This window comes from Chryseobacterium sp. FW101-FHT12H09 (genome assembly GCF_058790395.1).
Genome location: NZ_JBYTCP010000004.1, coordinates 353,705 through 372,585, shown reverse-complemented (window position 1 = coordinate 372,585; position 18,881 = coordinate 353,705). Strand labels below are relative to the sequence as shown.

General features: G+C 34.6%; 19 protein-coding genes. 8 read left to right on the top strand and 11 right to left on the bottom strand.

Annotated elements, in window-relative coordinates; all coding sequences use genetic code 11:
* The first annotated feature begins 72 nt into the window (after window positions 1–72).
* The 4 genes from AC3WRL_RS17350 to AC3WRL_RS17335 all read left to right on the top strand — a co-directional run bounded on the left by AC3WRL_RS17350 (window position 73) and on the right by AC3WRL_RS17335 (window position 3,564).
* The gene (locus tag AC3WRL_RS17350; protein WP_214825622.1) at window positions 73–582 is read left to right on the top strand and encodes an FKBP-type peptidyl-prolyl cis-trans isomerase; all 510 of its coding nucleotides are present in this window, start codon (window positions 73–75) and stop codon (window positions 580–582) included.
* A 78-nt stretch (window positions 583–660) separates the two neighbouring features.
* Window positions 661–1,698, top strand: coding sequence for a peptidylprolyl isomerase (locus tag AC3WRL_RS17345; protein ID WP_492331021.1), 1,038 nt, complete (start codon window positions 661–663; stop codon window positions 1,696–1,698).
* A gap of 170 nt (window positions 1,699–1,868) precedes the next feature.
* Window positions 1,869–3,032 (top strand): aspartyl protease family protein, encoded by a 1,164-nt coding sequence (locus AC3WRL_RS17340; protein WP_492330841.1) that lies wholly within the window; start codon window positions 1,869–1,871, stop codon window positions 3,030–3,032.
* A 16-nt stretch (window positions 3,033–3,048) separates the two neighbouring features.
* The gene (locus tag AC3WRL_RS17335) at window positions 3,049–3,564 is read left to right on the top strand and encodes a hypothetical protein (RefSeq protein ID WP_492330840.1); all 516 of its coding nucleotides are present in this window, start codon (window positions 3,049–3,051) and stop codon (window positions 3,562–3,564) included.
* Window positions 3,565–3,594: 30 nt separating this feature from the next.
* Here the strand turns inward: AC3WRL_RS17335 and AC3WRL_RS17330 are convergent, their stop codons facing one another.
* The 7 genes from AC3WRL_RS17330 to AC3WRL_RS17300 all read right to left on the bottom strand — a co-directional run bounded on the left by AC3WRL_RS17330 (window position 3,595) and on the right by AC3WRL_RS17300 (window position 11,643).
* The gene (locus AC3WRL_RS17330; protein WP_214825616.1) at window positions 3,595–4,953 is read right to left on the bottom strand and encodes a M20/M25/M40 family metallo-hydrolase; all 1,359 of its coding nucleotides are present in this window, start codon (window positions 4,951–4,953) and stop codon (window positions 3,595–3,597) included.
* Between the two features lie 2 nt (window positions 4,954–4,955).
* Window positions 4,956–6,314: a M28 family peptidase gene (locus tag AC3WRL_RS17325; RefSeq protein WP_492330839.1), complete on the bottom strand. Its 1,359-nt coding sequence runs from the start codon at window positions 6,312–6,314 to the stop codon at window positions 4,956–4,958.
* Window position 6,315: 1 nt separating this feature from the next.
* Window positions 6,316–7,722: a M28 family peptidase gene (locus tag AC3WRL_RS17320; protein WP_214825612.1), complete on the bottom strand. Its 1,407-nt coding sequence runs from the start codon at window positions 7,720–7,722 to the stop codon at window positions 6,316–6,318.
* A gap of 56 nt (window positions 7,723–7,778) precedes the next feature.
* The gene (locus AC3WRL_RS17315; protein WP_492330838.1) at window positions 7,779–9,023 is read right to left on the bottom strand and encodes a DUF1015 domain-containing protein; all 1,245 of its coding nucleotides are present in this window, start codon (window positions 9,021–9,023) and stop codon (window positions 7,779–7,781) included.
* Window positions 9,024–9,025: 2 nt separating this feature from the next.
* Window positions 9,026–9,991, bottom strand: a complete 966-nt coding sequence (locus tag AC3WRL_RS17310; RefSeq protein WP_492330837.1) for a D-2-hydroxyacid dehydrogenase — start codon at window positions 9,989–9,991, stop codon at window positions 9,026–9,028.
* A 115-nt stretch (window positions 9,992–10,106) separates the two neighbouring features.
* On the bottom strand, window positions 10,107–11,171 hold the full coding sequence (gene serC / locus AC3WRL_RS17305; RefSeq protein ID WP_214825606.1) for a 3-phosphoserine/phosphohydroxythreonine transaminase: 1,065 nt from the start codon (window positions 11,169–11,171) through the stop codon (window positions 10,107–10,109).
* A gap of 121 nt (window positions 11,172–11,292) precedes the next feature.
* Window positions 11,293–11,643: a 4Fe-4S binding protein gene (locus tag AC3WRL_RS17300; RefSeq protein WP_214825604.1), complete on the bottom strand. Its 351-nt coding sequence runs from the start codon at window positions 11,641–11,643 to the stop codon at window positions 11,293–11,295.
* Between the two features lie 59 nt (window positions 11,644–11,702).
* On the opposite strand from AC3WRL_RS17300, the gene AC3WRL_RS17295 reads away from it, so the two are divergent.
* The 4 genes from AC3WRL_RS17295 to AC3WRL_RS17280 all read left to right on the top strand — a co-directional run bounded on the left by AC3WRL_RS17295 (window position 11,703) and on the right by AC3WRL_RS17280 (window position 14,416).
* A complete protein-coding gene (locus AC3WRL_RS17295; protein WP_214825602.1) occupies window positions 11,703–12,737 on the top strand; it encodes an acyl-CoA reductase in 1,035 nt (344 codons plus the stop codon).
* 24 nt (window positions 12,738–12,761) lie between these two features.
* Complete coding sequence (locus tag AC3WRL_RS17290) at window positions 12,762–13,217, top strand: peptidylprolyl isomerase (protein ID WP_492330836.1); 456 nt, start codon at window positions 12,762–12,764, stop codon at window positions 13,215–13,217.
* A gap of 29 nt (window positions 13,218–13,246) precedes the next feature.
* Window positions 13,247–13,933, top strand: coding sequence for a Bax inhibitor-1/YccA family protein (locus AC3WRL_RS17285; protein ID WP_492330835.1), 687 nt, complete (start codon window positions 13,247–13,249; stop codon window positions 13,931–13,933).
* Window positions 13,934–14,047: 114 nt separating this feature from the next.
* Window positions 14,048–14,416, top strand: coding sequence for a VOC family protein (locus AC3WRL_RS17280; RefSeq protein WP_214825596.1), 369 nt, complete (start codon window positions 14,048–14,050; stop codon window positions 14,414–14,416).
* A 115-nt stretch (window positions 14,417–14,531) separates the two neighbouring features.
* Here AC3WRL_RS17280 and AC3WRL_RS17275 read toward each other — a convergent pair whose 3' ends face one another.
* From AC3WRL_RS17275 to AC3WRL_RS17260, 4 genes are all read right to left on the bottom strand, one after another.
* Window positions 14,532–14,780 (bottom strand): DUF6952 family protein, encoded by a 249-nt coding sequence (locus AC3WRL_RS17275; RefSeq protein ID WP_027375263.1) that lies wholly within the window; start codon window positions 14,778–14,780, stop codon window positions 14,532–14,534.
* Window positions 14,780–15,088 (bottom strand): thioredoxin family protein, encoded by a 309-nt coding sequence (locus AC3WRL_RS17270; RefSeq protein WP_214825593.1) that lies wholly within the window; start codon window positions 15,086–15,088, stop codon window positions 14,780–14,782. The genes AC3WRL_RS17275 and AC3WRL_RS17270 overlap by 1 nt, the downstream gene beginning before the upstream one ends.
* Before the next feature lie 62 nt (window positions 15,089–15,150).
* Window positions 15,151–15,783, bottom strand: a complete 633-nt coding sequence (locus AC3WRL_RS17265) for a peroxiredoxin (protein ID WP_214825592.1) — start codon at window positions 15,781–15,783, stop codon at window positions 15,151–15,153.
* 146 nt (window positions 15,784–15,929) lie between these two features.
* Complete coding sequence (locus tag AC3WRL_RS17260) at window positions 15,930–18,869, bottom strand: M16 family metallopeptidase (protein ID WP_492330834.1); 2,940 nt, start codon at window positions 18,867–18,869, stop codon at window positions 15,930–15,932.
* Between the last annotated feature and the right edge of the window lie 12 nt (window positions 18,870–18,881).

Below are 18,881 nucleotides of genomic sequence, written 5' to 3'. Positions count from 1 at the left end.
TATAAAAGCCAAGACATTCTTGGCTTTTTTTGTTTTTTATATCCTGTGAAATGCTTATTTTCGCAAAAGTTTATGAAAAAAATACTCTTCATATCAGTATTGGGGCTGTTGAGCTGTAACAGAAATACACAGACACATCCACCTCTAGGTGGGGTTTTGAGCCAAAAAGATCTTGATGTTTCTAAAGCAAGGATGAAAAATCTTAATGCTTCGGAAAGAATGCATATTCAGGAATGGATCAATGGGCAGTCTGTGAAATTTTATCCAACACAGCTTAATTACTGGGTAGATACTGAAGGTTTTGATACAAGAGAAAGAAGACCGGATAATTCCCTGATTTCTTATTCTTATGATCTTTATGATTTCGATCAGACGAAGATCTATGATGAGCCTTTTGAAAGGAGAGATGCCAAATTCGGGCACTTTGATGAATTAAAAGCGGTAGAAAATGCTTTGCGTTTTATACGTGATGGTGAGGAAGTTACGATTTTGGTTCCATCTTCTCTTGCTTATGGCACCTATGGAGACGAGAAAAAAATAAATAACGATATCCCATTAATCATAAAATTAAAAGCTCTATAAATGAAATTGTTTAACAAGAATATAATTCTGGCAGCGGCAAGTATTTCGCTGATGAGTTGTACACCAATTTATAAAAAAATGAACGTAGACAAAGAAACTTACGAAGGTCTTAAAGACGGACTTTATGCGAATCTTCAAACATCTAAAGGAAATCTTATTGTAAAGTTTGAAGACAAAAAATCGCCTGTTACTGTAGCTAACTTTGTTGGTCTTGCAGAAGGGAAAATTGATAACAAATCTAAAGCAAAGGGAGTTCCTTTTTATGACGGAACTATTTTCCATAGAGTGATCAAAGATTTCATGATCCAGGGGGGAGATCCTCAGGGAACAGGAATGGGAGATCCTGGATATAAATTCGAGGACGAAAAAAATGACCTTCAACACACTGGGAAGGGAACTTTATCAATGGCTAACTCTGGACCAAATACCAATGGTTCTCAGTTTTTCATTACTGAAGTAGCTACTCCTTGGTTAGACGGAAGACACACTATTTTCGGAAAAGTAGTAAAAGGAGATGATGTGATTGATGCAATCGCTAATGTTGAGAAAGGTGCTCAGGATAAGCCTAAAACAGATGTTGTTTTAGAAAAAGTAAGCATTTTCAGCAAAGGAGATGAATTCAAAAACTATGATGCTGCAAAAACTTTCAATGAAGGGAAAGCTAAAATCCAGGAAAACAACAAAACTTATTTAGCAAAAGAAGAAGCTGAGAAAAAGAAAAAAGAAGAAGAATTTAAAGCAAACCAGGAGAAGTTAGTAGAAAACTTAAAAGCTGGAATGCAGAAAACCGAATCTGGTTTATACTATAAAATCACAAAAACTACTGACGGAAAAGCTCCAAAATCTGGAGATAATGTATCGGTACACTATGCTGGTAAATTAGTAGACGGAACCGAATTCGATTCTTCTTTCAAAAGAAATGAACCTATCGATATTCCTATCGGAATGGGGAGAGTGATCAAAGGATGGGATGAAGGTATCCTATTGTTAAAAGAAGGTGAAACAGCTACTTTATTGATTCCATCTTCAATGGGTTACGGAGAAAGAGGAGCAGGAGGAGTAATTCCACCAAACGCTTGGTTGATCTTCGATGTTGAACTTGTAAAAGTGAAATAATCCAAATTTTATTATACAGAGAGCCGGCTTTTAAGCCGGCTTTTTTTTGTAATTTAAAGCTATGTTAAGCATGATTTTAAAGAGGATACAATATCATTTACTCATTTAGGAAGACTGCATTTTATTTCTTAATCAATCACAAAATCCCTATTTTAGCCCAAAATAAATTCATGAAGAAGATTTCATCCCTATTATTTCTATTTTTATTAATTATATCTCCAGCTCAGGGAAAACGCTTCTTCGAAACCGGAGAAGTCGAATTAACCAATCCTATTGAGAAGATCAACTTAAATTTCACTAATGATCTGCCTCTTGTAAAAGTGAGTATCGACGGTAAATTATATAATTTTCTGTTTGATTCCGGTGCTCCTACGGTTATTTCTAATGCGATCTATACTGAGCTTAATCTTCAGAAAGAACATACAAGTAAAGTAAAAGATTCCCAGAAAAATAAACAGGAACAGATCTTTACCAAATTGCCGGAGATGACTGTTGATCATGTTATTTTTAAAAATATTGGCGCAATAGTAATGGATCTGAGTGCTTCCGAGTTGGGATGTTTTAAAATTGATGGTATTCTTGGCGCCAATCAGATGGCAAAACTATTCTGGAGAGTGAATTACTCAGAAAATTCTTTAGAAGCAACAAAAGATCTGTTGAATTTTAAGTTTGATGATTATGAAACAGTTGTTCCATTTGATCCGCAAACTCAGAAAACTCCCGTTATAGAAACTAAAATTTTAGATAAAAAAATTAAACTTACTTTTGATACTGGATTTACAGGGAGAATTAAAATATCAGATAGCGATTATGACCCTAAAAAAGTAAAACAAACTGTTGAAACATTTGGAATAAGTTCTGTAGGAGCTTTTGGTGCTGGAAAACCGGTTTCAGGTTTTATTTTTAAAATTTCTGAGCTGGGATTTGGAAATAAGGCATTTGGAAACGAAATGATCATGACAGGAAATTCAAGACTGATTGGAAATGATTTCTTTAAAGATTTTACGTTTATTATGGATTGGCAGAATAAAAAGATCTATATGAAGAAGATTAAAAATAATCCACCTACATTAGAATCTTTTGGGTTTGGATACCGTTTTATTGATGCGAAACCAGTGGTAGCATTTGTATTTAAAGAAAAGGGTTCTCCTTTAGAAATAGGAGATTCTATTCTAAGTATTAATGATGTGGATTTGGATCATTTGAATCAGGAATCTGCTTGTCATTATATGATGAATAGGGTAGAAAGGGATTATAAAACAATCGGAATCAGAATAAAAAGAGCGGGTAAAGTAATGGATTTAAGACTTGATAAAAAAGAATATCTGAATTAATTGAAAAAGACTTTTCATGTCTAAGCAGGCATTTGAAAATGATTTGAAAAAATCTTTAGCTGATCTACTTAAATTAGTAGAAAAGTTCTGTTGGAATAAAATATCTCAAAATTGCTTGTACATTGTATCAGATTATAATGAGTTTGATTCTCCTGACCACAAAGACTATCGTAAAATCAGAAAGACAATTAACAATAAAAAAGCTCCACAAGACTTACAATTGGCCGTAAAAGAATTGTATAAAAAATATAATGATCTGTATGACATTACGCTTTATGCATTCAAAGTAAAGAGAAATTTGACCATCATTGAAATCCAATACTTTAGGAAATCTAATTTAGATCAGGAGTATTTTAAAACAATAAAGGATAATCCTCCCATGTTTCATACAAAGATTTCACGTCCAATATATATTGGAGATCAAGACATAAAGTTTGATGTAAATTGGGAATCCATGAATATAAGGCATAATCTCAATCTATTGATACATCGATGGAAATACCGAAAAATAATAAAGCAATTTAAAAAATAAAAACCGCCTATCAGGCGGTTTTATTATATTTTACCAATTCTTATCAATCATATAAATAAGTTGTGTCATCGCAACTGCTCCTAAAAGAAGCTCTCTTCGATTAACCTTTTCAAAAGTATCTTCGTTTGTATGATGGATATCAAAATATCTTTGAGAATCCGGAACCAGTTCGGCAGTAGGAACACCCAGATCATGAAGGGGATAAATATCCGTTCCAGAATATTTTCCTTCAAAATTGTAGACCCCATAAGGAATAAATAAGTTAGCCCAGCTTTGGATCTGTTTTCTTTTTGAATCATCCATTTCCAGAGAAATTCCTCTGGGAGAAAAACCTCCGGCATCGGATTCTATAGCAAACAGGTGTTTTTCATTCTTTTCTTTAGCAGTCTTTCCATATTGTATACCGCCTTTTACTCCGTTTTCTTCATTAGCAAAACAGACAACTCTGATCGTGTGGTTATTTTGGATACCCAGTTTTTTAAAAGTTCTTAACACTTCTATACTTTGAACAATTCCGGCTCCGTCGTCATGAGCTCCTTCACCTACATCCCAGGAGTCCAGGTGTCCGCCTACAACGATAACACTTTTATCTTTCTTACCTGTAATCTCTCCGATCACAGAGTGGGAGAGCTTTTCGCCTTTCATGCCACAGTTAGAATTCAAAGTGGCCAGGACTTTTTGGGTTTTTAAAAGTTGTTCCAGTTCATCTGCTGTTGTATTTCCTATCGCAACAGCTGGTATTTTATCTACATTATCTTCATATCGCATTGCCCCTGTATGAGGAACATCATCAAATGCTGACGAAAGAGATCGGATGATAGCGAATTTACCTCCTTTTTTAGCTGTTAAAGCTGCTGCGGTTACTCTATACTTAGCTGCATCCCCATAACCCCTGAACGTCTCTATAAAAGACTGGCTGAAGGGGTAGTTAAAAAATACAATTTTATCTTTTACTTTTTCTGGTGGAAGACGGTCATATTCTTCCATGGATTTAACCATAATGACCTCCCCGGACATATCTTTTCCGCCAGTACCTTCAGAATTCCCCAGAGAAAGCATTTTCAGGGTCTTCCATCTTCCGCTGTTTGCTGTGATTTTTAATGATTCTTTTCCTCTTTCCCAGACAGGGACCATCACTTCCTGAAGCCATACTTTATCAGCTCCAGCATCACGCAGCTCTTTAGCTGCCCATTGTACAGCTTTTTCATAAGCGGGTGAACCGCTTAAACGATGTCCTATATTTTTAGTTAAATCTTTTAATTCAATATATCCTTTTCCATTATTAAGAATCTCCTTCGAGATTGTATTGAATTGTATAGAATCTTCTTTAGCCTGGCCAAATGAAGCCATACTGAGAAGTAGTAATAAAGTGCTTGTTATTTTTTTCATATTTACCAATTTTTATCGATCATATAAATAAGTTGTGTCATTACTGTAGAACCTAAAAGTAATTCTCTTCTATTTACTTTTTCAAAAGTATCTTCTGCTGTGTGATGGATATCGAAATAACGTTGTGGATCAGGAACTAATTCAGCAGTAGGAACTCCCATTTCATGAAGTGGAGCAATATCCGATCCTGAATATTTTCCATCGAAATTATAAACTCCATATGGCAAAAACAGATTAACCCAACTTTGGATCTGTTTTCTGTTTTGTTCATTCATTTCCAGAGAAATTCCCCTTGGAGAAAAACCTCCTGCATCAGATTCTATAGCAAAAAGATGCTTTTCATTAGTGTCTTTTGCTGTTTTTCCGTACTGTTTTCCCCCTTTAGTCCCATTCTCTTCATTTGCAAAACAAACTGCTCTTATGGTATGATTATTTTGAATTCCTAATTTTTTAAATGTTCTTAAGACCTCAATACTTTGAACAATTCCAGATCCGTCATCATGGGCACCCTCACCAACATCCCAGGAGTCGAGGTGTCCACCCACAACAATAACACTTTTATCTTTTTTACCAGTAATTTCTCCGATTACAGAGTGGGAGAGTTTTTCACCCCTCATTCCACAATTGGAATTAAGTATTGCAATTACTTTTTGGGTTTTTAAAAGTTTTTCGAGATCATCAGCTGTAGTATTTCCAATACAGACTGCAGGAACTTTAGCTATATTGTCTTCATACTTCATTACACCGGTATGTGGAACATCATCAAACGCAGATGATAATGAACGAATGATGGCATATTTACCTCCTTTTTTGGCGGTTAGAGAAGCTGCGGTACGTCTGTAAGCTCCCCCTTCCCTATATGCAATGAAAGTTTGTGCATAACTCTGATCAAAAGGATGGTTAAAGAAGACAATTTTACCTTTTACTTGCTCAGCAGGAAGACGGTCATATTCTTCCAGTGATTTTACCATAATAATTTCTCCACTGACATCTTTTCCACCTGTTCCTTCAGAATTTCCAAGAGAAAGCATCTTCAGGGTTTTTGATTGCCCATTGTTGGTTTTGATCTGTAAAGATTCTTTTCCTCTTTCCCAGACCGGGATCATTACTTCCTGAAGCCAGACTTTATCAGCTCCTGCTTCACGAAGCTGTTTAGCTGCCCATTGTACTGATTTTTCATAGGCTTCAGAACCACTTAAACGCTTCCCAATGTTTTTGGTCAGATCTCTGAGTTCTTCGTAACCTTTTCCATTATTTAAAATTTCTGTAGAAATCTTATTAAACTGTATTGAATCTTCTTTGGACTGTCCAGATATGGTGATACCCAGAAGAATTAGCGAGCTGTATACCAATTTTTTCATATTACCAATTTTTATCGATCATAAAAATCATTTGTGTCATCACTACGGCACCCAATAAAAGCTCTCTTTTATTGACTTTGTCAAAAGTATCTTCAGAAGAGTGGTGGTAATCAAAGTATCTTTGAGTATCAACAACCAATTCTGCTAACGGAATATCGAGTTTCTTTAAAGGAGAGATGTCCTGTATTGCGTAAGTTTGGTCAAAATCATAAACTCCGTAAGGAAGGAAATAACTTTTCCAGTCAAAGATCAGCCTTCGCCTTTGAGGGGCCATATCTAATGAAAATCCTCTGGGAGAATAACCACCGGAATCAGTTCCCAGGGCAAAAATATGTTTCTCATCTTTCTTTTTAACATAAGCTGCATAGCTTTCCCGTCCCTGGCCGCCATTTTCACTGTTAGCATAAAGAACAACTCTTATCGTATGGTTATTATTGATATCTAAAGCTTTAATAGCTCTCAATACCTCAAGACATTGTACGACTCCCGATCCATCATCATGAGCACCCTCTGCGAAATCCCAGGAATCCAGCTGTGCTCCCAAAACAATCACCTTGGAATCTTTCTTTCCGGGAATTTCCCCAATAATATTATGGTTAATAGCATCTCCTTTTGATTCAGCAGACATATTCAATCTCGCCTTGACGGTCTGTTTTTTCAAAAGCTTTTCTAATTCATTAGCTGATTTTGCACCTATTGTTACGGCAGGTATTTTTATTCGGTCATCAGGTTCATAGTAAATCATTTTGGCATGTGGAATATCATCAGAAGCGGTTGTCAGTGATCTGATAATTAAACCTTTTGCTCCTTTTTTGCCAATTACAGATGCGGATAGTAATTTTGATTTTGCTGTAATTAAGTAGGAATCCACTGTATTGATGATTTTTTGATCTATAGGGGAGTTCACAAAAATAATTTTATCTTTTACCTGAGCGGAAGTCAGTGTGTTAAGCTCGGGAATATCTTTAACCAATAAAATGTCTGCTGTAAGGTCTTTCCCGCCTGTTCCTTCAGAATTTCCAAAAGATAACATTCTAATATTCTTCCAATCACCATTACCTGTTTTTATCTGTAGAGATTCTCGTCCTCTTATCCAAACAGGGACTCTGACGTCCTGTTTCCAGATGTTTTCAGCGCCGGCTTCCTTAAGTTTTCTTTCTGCCCATTCCGTTGCCTTAGCATAACCCAAAGTGGCACTAAAACGAGGGCCAATGCCTTTAGTTAGTTCTTCTAAATTTTCGTATGCGGTACCGTTGGTTAAAATTTCATCAGAAATCTGTTTAAATTCATCATGATAGTTGAATTTTGCTGTCGTCGATTTTTTCTGAGGCTTCTTTTGAGTTTTTTTTTGAGAAAATAAAAATCCACTCAAAAAGAGTGGAAGTATGATAATGAATATTTTTTTCATTTTTTGATTTACCTTTTCTTTTCCGTCTATAAAAGTAGGAAAAAAATAGAAATAATCTAAGGTTTCATGTCGTACATTAATAGTGCTGTAACTAATTTAGGCTCAATAAATGTACATTTCGGAGGCATGCTTAATTTGAGATCTGAAATTTTAATCATATCATTAAAACTTACAGGATAGATCCCGAAACCTACACGACCTTCGCCATTGTCGATTTTTTCTTTTAATAGACTGATTCCTTCAAGATTAGAAGTACCTTTTACGTATGAAATTTTATCTGAACTGTCCGGATCTTCAATTTTCAAAATATCTTTAAAAATATACTTATCCAAAAGATGGTGATCAAGATTGTCTAATGACATCTCCTGAGAACGAAGATCATGCTTTACGTGTAAAGAGTAGAATTTACCATCCAGATACATCGACATGTGGAATTTTTGCGAAGGATAGTAAGCCGTTTCTTCCTTTTCATGAATTAGAAAATAATGTTCAAGCTGCTTTAAGAAGTCGGCAGTCGATAAACCATTAATATCAGCTACAATTCTATTGTAATCATGAATTTTAATAGACTGATTGGAAACGATAAAACTAAATACAAAATTGTATGCTTCAGTACCGTTATGTCTTTTATTTTTATCCTTATGATGCTTGGCATTCAATGCAGTAGAGCCAATTCTGTGGTGACCATCAGCAATGTAGAAAGAATCGATCTGTTCGATCACTTCCTTAAACTGCTGTAGTTTTAGACGGTTATCAATTCTCCAGATTTTATGTCTGATTCCTTTAGAATCGACATGATTGAAAATAGGTACATTTTTCTCCTCGTGATTCATCAATAGCTCAACTTTCGAATTTGATGGATAGGTAAGGAGTACAGGTTCAGCCTGTAGGTTTACTTTTTCAAGATAATGGGCCAGTTTTTCTTTTTTCTGAGGAATGGTACTTTCATGTCTTTTAATCTTCCCATTCCAGAAATCTTCAAGACTGGTTAGACCAAGCAATCCTCTGAAAACCTGTTTGCTGGGATAGATCTGCTCATAAAGATAGTATGCTGAACTGTCCTGGACAAGTTTTTTCTCGTCCATAAGTTCTTCAAAAGTAGAACGGATCTTTCTTAAATTCCGGTCAATATCTTTAGATTTACTTACAACATAAGGTTTTATCATATTAATGTAAGTGTTCTCAACCTGAGCTTTTTCGGCAATTTCCTCTTGAGTGAAATTGTCTAATGGATGTGTTGGAAAAGTCTGCTCAAAGTCTTTATGAGGTCTAATTCCGCGAAATGGTTTAAAAACAGGCATATTTATTTTATAGTTTCTTTTTGTAGCTTGATAATTTGTTCTGCAAGTTCAACTCCGATTTTTTCCTGAGCATCTACTGTATTTCCACCAATATGGGGAGAAAGAGATAATGATGGGTTCATCAATAAAGTCAGTTCAGGGCTCGGTTCGTTTTCAAAAACGTCCAATGCTGCGCCTGCTACCTTACCGGATTCGATAAAATCGAGTAGTGAAACTTCATTAATTACACCGCCTCTTGCAGTATTTACAATATAAACACCATCTTTCATCTTTTCAAATTGTGTGGTGTCTATGATATATTCATTTGTTTTAGGTGTATTAATACTAATGAAATCAGTGTCTTTGTAGAAAGTATCTGCATCATTGGTTGATTCAATATCAAAGTTTACCGTCTGTCCGTCAAAAAAAGATAAAGAAAGAGTTTTAGTCTTGGGCTTTCGTGTTAAAACTTTCACCTTCATTCCTAATGCTATTCCCATCTTCACAACTTCCAGACCTATACTTCCGAAACCAATTACTCCCAATGTTTTTCCTGAAAGTTCATACGCATTACTGAACGATTTTTTCATCGCATCGAAATGAGTTTCTCCTTCCAAAGGCATCAGTCTATTGGATTCGTGTAAGAATCGGGCTAAAGAAAAGAAGTGAGCAAATACCAATTCGGCAACAGATTTTGAAGATGCTGTTGGTGTATTGATTACCTGGATGCCCTTGCTTTTAGCATAATCAACATCAATATTATCCATTCCGATGCCACCTCTTCCTATGATCTGAAGACCAGGACAGGCATCAATAAGATCTTGTCTTACTTTAGTGGCACTTCTAACCAAAAGAACATCAACATTATTTTCGTTAATGAAATTAATGACGTGATCCTGTGCAACACGGTTATTCAGAATCTCAATTCCTGCTTCTTTTAAAGCTAATTCTCCCGCTTTGGAAATTCCATCGTTAGCTAAGACTTTCATACTTTCTTTTTATTTAAAAAATTTAAAGATTGAAGAATTTAAATATTTAAAATTGGTTTGCAAATTAATAAAATTATTATTAGCACTACAATCTTTTAATTCTTTAATGTTTGAATTACTTGATAGATTTCATTACATCAACCAAAACCTGAACGCTTTCGATAGGGAGTGCGTTGTATAAACTGGCTCTGTAACCTCCTAAACTTCTGTGTCCGTTTAATCCATTAATTCCTGCTGCTTTCCATGCATTGTCAAAAGCTTCTTTTTTTGTTTCGTCTAATAATTTGAAAGAAACGTTCATTAGAGAGCGATCTTCTTTTACACAGAACGTTTCAAATAGGGGATTGTTGTCTATTTCGTCATAAAGAAGTTTGGCTTTTGCCTCATTTCTTTGCTCTGCAGCTGCAATTCCACCATTTCTTTCAAGATATTGAAGCGTTAATAAAGAAGCATAAACAGGGAAAACCGGTGGTGTATTATACATTGATTCTTTATTGATATGCTGTTCATAATCAAAATAAGAAGGCATATTTTCTCTTCCCGTTTTTCCAAGAATATCTTTTTTTACAACAACCAATGTTACTCCTGCAGGTCCCATATTCTTCTGAGCTCCAGCATAAATCAAATCAAATTTACTGAAATCAAGCTGTCTTGAGAAAATATCAGAACTCATATCACAAACCATTAAAGTATCTACTTCTGGAAATGACTTCATTTGAGTTCCATAAATGGTATTATTTGATGTGCAATGGAAATAATCATAATCTGAAGAAACGGTATAATCTTTTGGAATGAAAGAATAATTCTCTTCTTTTGAAGAACCTAAAACATCTACAGTTCCAACTTTTTTCGCTTCTTTAATAGCTCCTGCAGCCCAAGTTCCGGTATCCAGATAAGCAGCTTTTCCGCCCACTTTCATCAGGTTGTAAGGAACCATTGCAAACTGTAAGCTAGCACCACCGCCTAAATATAATACTTCATAATCATCACCAAGGTTCATCAGTCTTTTTACAATGGCACGCGCTTCATCCATTACAGCAACAAAATCTTTGCTTCTGTGAGAAATTTCAAGGATCGATAATCCGATACCATTGAAATCAAGAATAGCCTCTGCTGATTTTTGAAATACCTCTTCTGGTAAGATACATGGTCCTGCGCTGAAATTGTGCTTTTTGCTCATATTTTTATTTTTTTGGTTGTTACAGGCTTTTGAAAACCTGTGGTTTCACTTTTAATATTTTTAATAGATCTTTCAATTTATAATTAAAAAAACCGTCCCATAATTGATGAGACGGCATTTTTTATTCACCGTGTAAGAACGCTTTTTTATTAAGTAAAGCTTCTTCAGACTCTACATGATCCTCATCTGGGACACAGCAATCTACAGGACAAACTGCGGCACATTGTGGTTCTTCATGGAATCCTTTACACTCTGTACATTTATCAGTAACAATAAAATAAACATCATCACTTACAGGTTCCTGAGGTGAATCTGCATCCACTGTTAGTCCTGATGGCAATGTTATAGTACCTTTTAATTCAGTACCTTCGGAAGCTTTCCAATCTACGGCTCCTTCATATATTGCAGTATTTGGGCACTCTGGTTCGCAGGCTCCACAATTAATGCATTCATCAGTTATTTTAATAGCCATCGCTAATTTTTTTTAAATTTGCACAAAATTACAAAATATTCCCCAATTTTACAGTAATTATGAATATCGAAAATCAAGTTTTAGGACTTATTAAACTAAGTGATTATATAAGAGCGTATTTAGCAAAAAGTACGGAAGAATTTAATGAAGATGATTCTGAATTTGAATTATTATTAAAGAAGTCTGAAATAGAGAACCCATGGTTTACTATTGATAATCAGAAATTTGCTTTCAAACAATGGGCAGATTTACTGAGGGAAGAGAATATAAAGAATTGGCTTAAAGATTATTCTGCTTCCAAAACTCCAAAAAGAGTAGGGTTAATCTTAGCTGGAAATATTCCGTTAGTTGGATGGCATGATGTGATTTCTGTAGTTTTAAGCAATCACATTCCGGTGATCAAACTATCTTCAAAAGATAAATACACGGTTCCTTTTTTATTAAAGAAATGGAAAGAGTTTTCAAATGACCAAGTGGAGTATGAGTTTGTTGAGAGACTGGAAAACTTCGACGCCGTTATTGCTACAGGAAGTAACAACACAGCAAGGTATCTTGAATATTATTTTAAAAATCATTTGAATATCATTCGTAAAAACAGGACTTCCGTTGCTGTTTTAAAAGGTGACGAGACAGAAGCCGAATTACAACTTTTAGCAAAAGATATTTTCCAATATTTTGGATTAGGCTGTAGAAATGTAACCCGGATTTTTATTCCTGAAGATTTTTTAATTGACAGGCTGTTTGAGAGCTTTTTAGAATACCAGGATATTATCAACCATCATAAATATGCCAATAATTACGACTATAACAAAGCGGTTTATCTTTTGAACAGAGATCTGTTTTGGGATAATAATTTTGTCATGTTAAAAGAGGATGATAAATTATTCAGTCCACTTTCGGTTATTAATTTTAGCAGATATTCTTCTTTAGATGACGTGAAAAATTTTATTACAGAAAATGAAGAAGACATTCAGTGTATTGTAGCTAAGGATGAATTGGGATTTGATTCTATTCATTTTGGGGAAGCACAAAATCCGGGCTTAGATACTTATGCGGATAATGTGGATACTATGAAGTTTCTAGAAATAGTCTAACTTTATAGAACCAAATCTCATTATATGAAAAAAATATTTTTAGCAGTAACACTTTTTTTAGCTCAATTTTTCTTTTCTCAGAAAGTTGTGGATGTAAAGGTTGAGAACAATGATAAAAAGGAAGCATCTGTAGAAGTAAGTAAAGAGAAGATCGCCCTATACAGTGAAAAGTACTTTGCATTTATAAAGGCTTTAAAGACTCCTACTGATCGTAAGGCAATTGATGATCTAATTTCTGAAAAGGTAAAAACTCTGGTTACGGATAAAGTTCTGGAAAAATTATCGAATGGTATTCAATTGGATAGAAAAATGGAAGTTTTTAAATCAGATCATCAAACACTAATGGATGGGGTTAGTTATCCTATGATCCAATATAAATATTCGGATGACAAATCCTCTCTACCAAAAGATCTCGTTAACGTTTTATTTGAGGACGATGGCAAGATTATTGGAGTAAAACCGGAAGAGAAAAATAAATAATTTCGTTATATTTAAAGAAAATATAAACTATGACTAAAGATATTTTAGTAGCTCAATCTACGGACGTAGAAAAAGCTGATTTTTACAAGAAAACGTACTTACACGTTGCACTTTCGATCCTTGCATTTATCGGGGTTGAAACTATTTTATTGAAAACCGTTCCTGCTGAGTTAATCTATATGATGTTTGCTCAGAAATACGCATGGTTACTGATCATCGGGGTTTTCTGGATTGCCTCTATTTTAGCTTCCAAATGGTCATTATCACAAAGCAAATCAACTCAATACTTAGGACTTGGATTTTATGTATTGTTGGAAGCTGTTATTTTCCTGCCACTGATTTATATTGCGATGGTATATTCCGGGCCCAATGTTATCTTTCAGGCCGCTACTTTAACTGTTGCTATGTTTGCCGGGATATCAGCTGTTGCATTTACTTCTAAAAGAGATTTTTCATTCCTGAGAAATGTCATCGTAATTGGTGGATTTGTTTCAATAGGTCTTATTGTAGCGGGAATGATCTTTGGATTTAACCTTGGACTTTGGTTCTCTGTTGGAATGGTAATTCTGGCTTCTGCCACCATTTTATATCAAACAAGCAAACTTAAAGATTCTTATGGTACAGATCAGTATGTGGGAGCAGCTCTTCAGCTTTTTGCTTCGATCATGCTTTTATTCTGGTATATCTTAAGCATCCTGATGAGCAGAAGAAGCTAATCAAGATACTAAACAAGTAATGATAAATATAATCCCGGTGAAATTTCATCGGGATTTTTAATTTCTGTTCAATTTGTGTAATTTGGAAAACACTTTAAAAACAAAAACTTAATTATGGAAGCAAAATTTGAAGGCGGACTTAATATTGCCATAAAGATCCCTAAAAATAAATACGAACAGACGGTATCTTTTTATAAGGATATTCTAAAGCTGGAAGTAGAAGAAAAGCCGATCAGTAATCCAACAGTATCAAGAACTCATGAAGTGAAGTTTGGTGGTAATACGGTCTGGTTGGATTGTGTTGATAATTATACCCATTCTGAAACATGGTTAGAACTGAACGTACCTGATGTAGCTGCTGCAATATCTCATCTTAAAGATAACAAAGTAGAGACCTGTGATGAATTTGAAAAAATTCCTGATAATATGCATTGGATCACAGATCCTGCCGGTACCGTTTTTATTGTTAAGCAGCGGGATTGATAAAATAATTTCTAAAAAACAAAAAAATCCTGATGTAAGATCATCGGGATTTTTTTATTATTTAAGTCTCAGATTTTAAATCTTTACTTTGAGTTTTGAATCTTACGATTCAATATTATTTATCTATAGATCCTAAAACCTTTTGTGCAAAAGAGTTTAAAGCATCTTTTTCGCTCATTCCGTTTTGAACATTAGCATGAACTTCTAAAGCCCCACAGATGTTGGTGATTAATTCTCCGGCAACATTTAAGTCCTCTTCACTTGTTCCTCTGAATTCACTGAAGCTTTCTAAAACTTCTAATGTTTTTTCAAGGTTTTCAGGGGTCTGATTTTGATAAAATTGTCTGATTACAGGTAACTTCATTATGCTAATTCATTAAAAAGGTTAATTAAACTTTCAGCCTGATTAGATTGAACCTGATTCACCAATTCTCCATTTTTGAAAATGGCAAAAGTAGGTAAGTTATCAACTTTAGCTAATTTTCTACTTTCTGGTAATTTTTCTGCATCTACATATAAGAATGGAATCGCGTCATTTTCAGAAGCTAATTTTTTGAATTTAGGTTTCATAATTCTACAGTTCCCACACCATGTAGCGCCATATTGAACGACTACTTTTTCATTGTCATTAACGATATTTTGTAACGTATCTTCTGTTAATTCTGTATACATAATTGTTGTGATTTTTAATTAAAAAAAATAGGGTCTGAAAAATTCAAACCCCATTGTTATTTTTAGTTTTTAGCTAAATATTCAGCGGTTGAATTTCTGTCAGCTTTCATAGCTTCTTTACCTTCTTCCCAGTTTGCCGGACAAACTTCTCCATGCTTCTGAACGTGAGTATAAGCATCAATTAATCTTAAATATTCTTTTACGTTTCTTCCAAGAGGCATATCGTTTACAGACTCATGGAAAATCTTTCCTGTTTCATCGATAAGATATGTTGCTCTGTAAGTTACGTTAGATCCTGTAAAGCTTTCATTTCCTTCATCATCATAATCGAAATCCTGATCTACAATTCCTAAGATATTTGCTAATTGTCTGTGAGTATCAGCTAAAAGTGGGTAAGTTACTCCTTCAATACCTCCATTATCTTTTGCAGTATTTAACCATGCAAAATGTACTTCGTTAGTATCACATGAAGCTCCGATTACTTTAGTGTTTCTTTTTTCGAATTCACCTAAAGCATCTTGAAAAGCGTGAAGCTCTGTAGGGCAAACAAAAGTGAAATCTTTTGGATACCAGAATAAGATAACTTTCTCTTGATTTTTAGTTGTTTGTTCTAAAATGTTGATTCTTAAATCATCACCCATTTCAGACATTGCATCGATTGTTAGATTCGGGAATTTTTTTCCTACTAAAGACATAATTTTCTGTTTTTATATTTAATTTTCTGTTGCAAATATATGAATGATTTATCTATCAAACAAACGTATTTCGATAAATAAAATCTATAATTGTTTTCATTTCGATAGAAAGAAAAAGCCCTGAATTCAGGGCTTTTTTCTTATTTTTAGTAACCGAATATTTCAGTTAAGTTGAGTTTTTTCACCTCGCCTAACTTTTGCATATCGGCTTCATTTACTTTGTCTTGAGAAGCGACCAGACAATAGGTATAGTTTTTACCTTTCATTTCCTTATCGTGAAAACTGTTGATGTCGGTAAATGCTAATTTTGGAGCCTGTTCATATACATTCCTTCTTATATCACTCATATTACCAAGCTTTTGAGCTCTTAAATAGGTGAAGATGATCCCGTCCTGAGTGATTCTTTCAGAAGCAATAGATTTCTTCAATCCACTTTTAGCAGTTTCAAATAATTGCTGAGACTGTGGCAGAGTAGTAAGAAGTTCATTCATTGCAGTAGTAGATTCATTGAATTTATCTGCCTGTGTTCCTACATAAGCTGTTATAATATCTTTATCTTCTTTTTTGCTTGGAAGAGAGAAATAGCTATAAGTAGAATATGCTAAAGCTTTAGATTCTCTGATTGTTTGAAATACAATAGAACCCATTCCACCACCAAAGTAGTTATTGAATAAGCTTACGGTAGGTGTAATTGCTGAATTGTAGGCTTCTCCATTTCTTACCCAGAAAACTTCAGCCTGAACCATATCGTAATGAGCAAACAATACTTTGTTCTTATCTGTTGCAATCTGTGCAAATGTTTTAGACTTCGGCATCTCTTTTAAAGTAGCAGGAAGTTTGTGGATCGGGTTCAGAGATGTAACTGCCTCACTTCCTGATTTTGGACCGTAATAAAGCACTTTATGCTTGTAATTAAACAGGTCATGAAGTATTTTGATAAGATCTTCAGCCTTTAAAGCGTCAAGCTCTGCATCACTTAGTACATTGTTGAAAGGGTTTTGAGCTCCATACTGTGCGTAACTTCTTAAGCCGGACATAATAGTTCCCTTATTTTGTTTAGCATTCGCTCTTGACTTTTTCAATCTTGCTTTATAAGAATCTAAAGCACTTTGATCGGCCTCACAGTTTTTAATTAAATCCTCAAACAACGCAGCTGTTTTGTCAAAGTTTTCATTTAAACCTTCTAATGTAACGTATGTTTCTTCATTACCGGCACCAACACTGAAACTTGATGCTAATTTGTAAAATTCTTTACTGATTGCCTCAGAAGATTTATTTTTTGTTCCTAAATACTGCAGATATTCCGCAGCTAAAGGAAGCATCTTGTTATTCCATTTTCCGGAATCAAAATAATAATAAAGTCTGAACAGCTCATTATCAGTATTTTTTACCGAAAGAACATCGACACCTCCTAATTTATTCTTGGCAATATCTTTGTCGAAATTCAGCCAAACCGGAGAGATAGCCGCTTCAGGCATCTCGTTGATTTTTTTTACAAAATCAGATTGATCATCTCTGTTTACAGATACCGGAGTAATTGTAGGTTTATCAACTTTTACAATATTTTTATCTTCTCCTTTTCTTTTATAAACAGCAACATAATTGTTGTCCTGTAGATATTTTGAAGTGAAATCCATAATATCTTTTTTCGTAAGCTTGGATATTTCCTCCACATATTCCAAAGCTGCCTTATGATCAATATCAGAAGTGAATTCATCCATTAATGTACTCGCTCTGGAAGAATATTTTTCGTTATTCTGAATGATATTTTTTCTTTCGTTATTTACAATGGACTGAATAAGATCATCAGAGAATTCTCCTTTTCTTAGTTTATCAATTTCCTGAAGTAATAAAGCTTTAACCTGATCCAAAGATTGCCCTTCCGTAGGGTTTCCCTGTAAGAAAAGAACAGAATAATCTTTTAAAACATATGGAAAAGCATATGCTCCCAACAGTTTTTGTTTTTTTATCAGATCCAGATCGATAAGACCTGCCTGTCCGTTTGTTAGCATACTTCCTATTAGATTAAGAAGTCTGGCATCTTTTGTAGTAGCACCCGGAAATCTGAAACCTATTGTTATGTTTTCAGGATTCGGTCCAAAAACCTCTTTCGTAATAGGCGCTGTAATTGGTTTTTCCTGACCAATATTATATACTGGGATTGCTTTAGACTTCATATAAGAGAAGTCCTTATCAATTTTTGTAATCATTTCGTCGGGATTAAAGTCTCCGGACATGATGATTCCCATATTGTTAGGTACATAGTAATTATCGAAATACTCTCTGATCGCTTTTAAAGATGGATTTTTTAAATGCTCAACAGTTCCTATTGTTGTTTGTTTTCCATAATTGTTATTAGGGAAAATAGCAGCAAACATTGCTTCAGAAACTTTTCTTGAATCACTGTCCAGTCCTCTGTTTTTTTCCTCATAAACAGCTTCAAGCTCAGTATGGAAAAGTCTTAAAACCGGTTGTCTGAATCTTTCAGCCTGAACGGCTAAGAATTTATCTGTAACATTCGCTGGAATGTCTTCAGTATACACTGTTTGTTCAAAAGAAGTAAAGGCATTGGTTCCGTCAGCTCCCATTCCGGACATCAATTTATCATACTCATTGGCAATGGCATATTTTGCTGCTTCTCCGGAAACTTTATCTATTTCTTTGTAGATTTCCTTTCTCTTGGATTCATCATTAGTCTGATTGTATTTTTCATAAAGAGCATCAATTTGATCTAATAAAGGTTTTTCTTTTGCCCAGTCTTTAGAACCAAACCTGTCAGTTCCTTTGAAAAGCATATGTTCCAGATAATGAGCAAGACCTGTATGATCCGCCGGGTCTGTTTTACTTCCTGCTTTGGTAGCAATATAAGCCTGGATTCTCGGATCTTTAGTGGTAGGGCTTAAAATAACTGTTAACCCGTTTTTTAATGTATAATATCTTGCTGAAGTAGGATCGTTGGTCACATACCGATAGGTGTAACCTTTGGATGTAGCTTCCTTCCATTGGAAATCCTGTCCGAAAGCATAACCACTAAAACTTGCAGCAGCAATACTGGATGCAATGGTAATTCTTTTGAAAAAATTCATTTTATGGTGTTT

What these genes read in the sequence shown, in the direction of transcription:
- AC3WRL_RS17340 (WP_492330841.1), top strand. Translation starts at nt 1,869, where the DNA reads ATGAAGAAGATTTCATCCCTATTATTTCTATTTTTATTAATTATATCT.
- AC3WRL_RS17335 (WP_492330840.1), top strand. Translation starts at nt 3,049, where the DNA reads ATGTCTAAGCAGGCATTTGAAAATGATTTGAAAAAATCTTTAGCTGAT.
- AC3WRL_RS17290 (WP_492330836.1), top strand. Translation starts at nt 12,762, where the DNA reads ATGAAAAAAATATTTTTAGCAGTAACACTTTTTTTAGCTCAATTTTTC.
- AC3WRL_RS17310 (WP_492330837.1), bottom strand. Translation starts at nt 9,991, where the DNA reads ATGAAAGTCTTAGCTAACGATGGAATTTCCAAAGCGGGAGAATTAGCT.
- AC3WRL_RS17280 (WP_214825596.1), top strand. Translation starts at nt 14,048, where the DNA reads ATGGAAGCAAAATTTGAAGGCGGACTTAATATTGCCATAAAGATCCCT.
- AC3WRL_RS17300 (WP_214825604.1), bottom strand. Translation starts at nt 11,643, where the DNA reads ATGGCTATTAAAATAACTGATGAATGCATTAATTGTGGAGCCTGCGAA.
- AC3WRL_RS17285 (WP_492330835.1), top strand. Translation starts at nt 13,247, where the DNA reads ATGACTAAAGATATTTTAGTAGCTCAATCTACGGACGTAGAAAAAGCT.
- AC3WRL_RS17345 (WP_492331021.1), top strand. Translation starts at nt 661, where the DNA reads ATGAACGTAGACAAAGAAACTTACGAAGGTCTTAAAGACGGACTTTAT.
- AC3WRL_RS17330 (WP_214825616.1), bottom strand. Translation starts at nt 4,953, where the DNA reads ATGAAAAAAATAACAAGCACTTTATTACTACTTCTCAGTATGGCTTCA.
- AC3WRL_RS17275 (WP_027375263.1), bottom strand. Translation starts at nt 14,780, where the DNA reads ATGAAGTTACCTGTAATCAGACAATTTTATCAAAATCAGACCCCTGAA.
- AC3WRL_RS17295 (WP_214825602.1), top strand. Translation starts at nt 11,703, where the DNA reads ATGAATATCGAAAATCAAGTTTTAGGACTTATTAAACTAAGTGATTAT.
- AC3WRL_RS17325 (WP_492330839.1), bottom strand. Translation starts at nt 6,314, where the DNA reads ATGAAAAAATTGGTATACAGCTCGCTAATTCTTCTGGGTATCACCATA.
- AC3WRL_RS17320 (WP_214825612.1), bottom strand. Translation starts at nt 7,722, where the DNA reads ATGAAAAAAATATTCATTATCATACTTCCACTCTTTTTGAGTGGATTT.
- serC (WP_214825606.1), bottom strand. Translation starts at nt 11,171, where the DNA reads ATGAGCAAAAAGCACAATTTCAGCGCAGGACCATGTATCTTACCAGAA.
- AC3WRL_RS17315 (WP_492330838.1), bottom strand. Translation starts at nt 9,023, where the DNA reads ATGCCTGTTTTTAAACCATTTCGCGGAATTAGACCTCATAAAGACTTT.
- AC3WRL_RS17270 (WP_214825593.1), bottom strand. Translation starts at nt 15,088, where the DNA reads ATGTATACAGAATTAACAGAAGATACGTTACAAAATATCGTTAATGAC.
- AC3WRL_RS17260 (WP_492330834.1), bottom strand. Translation starts at nt 18,869, where the DNA reads ATGAATTTTTTCAAAAGAATTACCATTGCATCCAGTATTGCTGCTGCA.
- AC3WRL_RS17350 (WP_214825622.1), top strand. Translation starts at nt 73, where the DNA reads ATGAAAAAAATACTCTTCATATCAGTATTGGGGCTGTTGAGCTGTAAC.
- AC3WRL_RS17265 (WP_214825592.1), bottom strand. Translation starts at nt 15,783, where the DNA reads ATGTCTTTAGTAGGAAAAAAATTCCCGAATCTAACAATCGATGCAATG.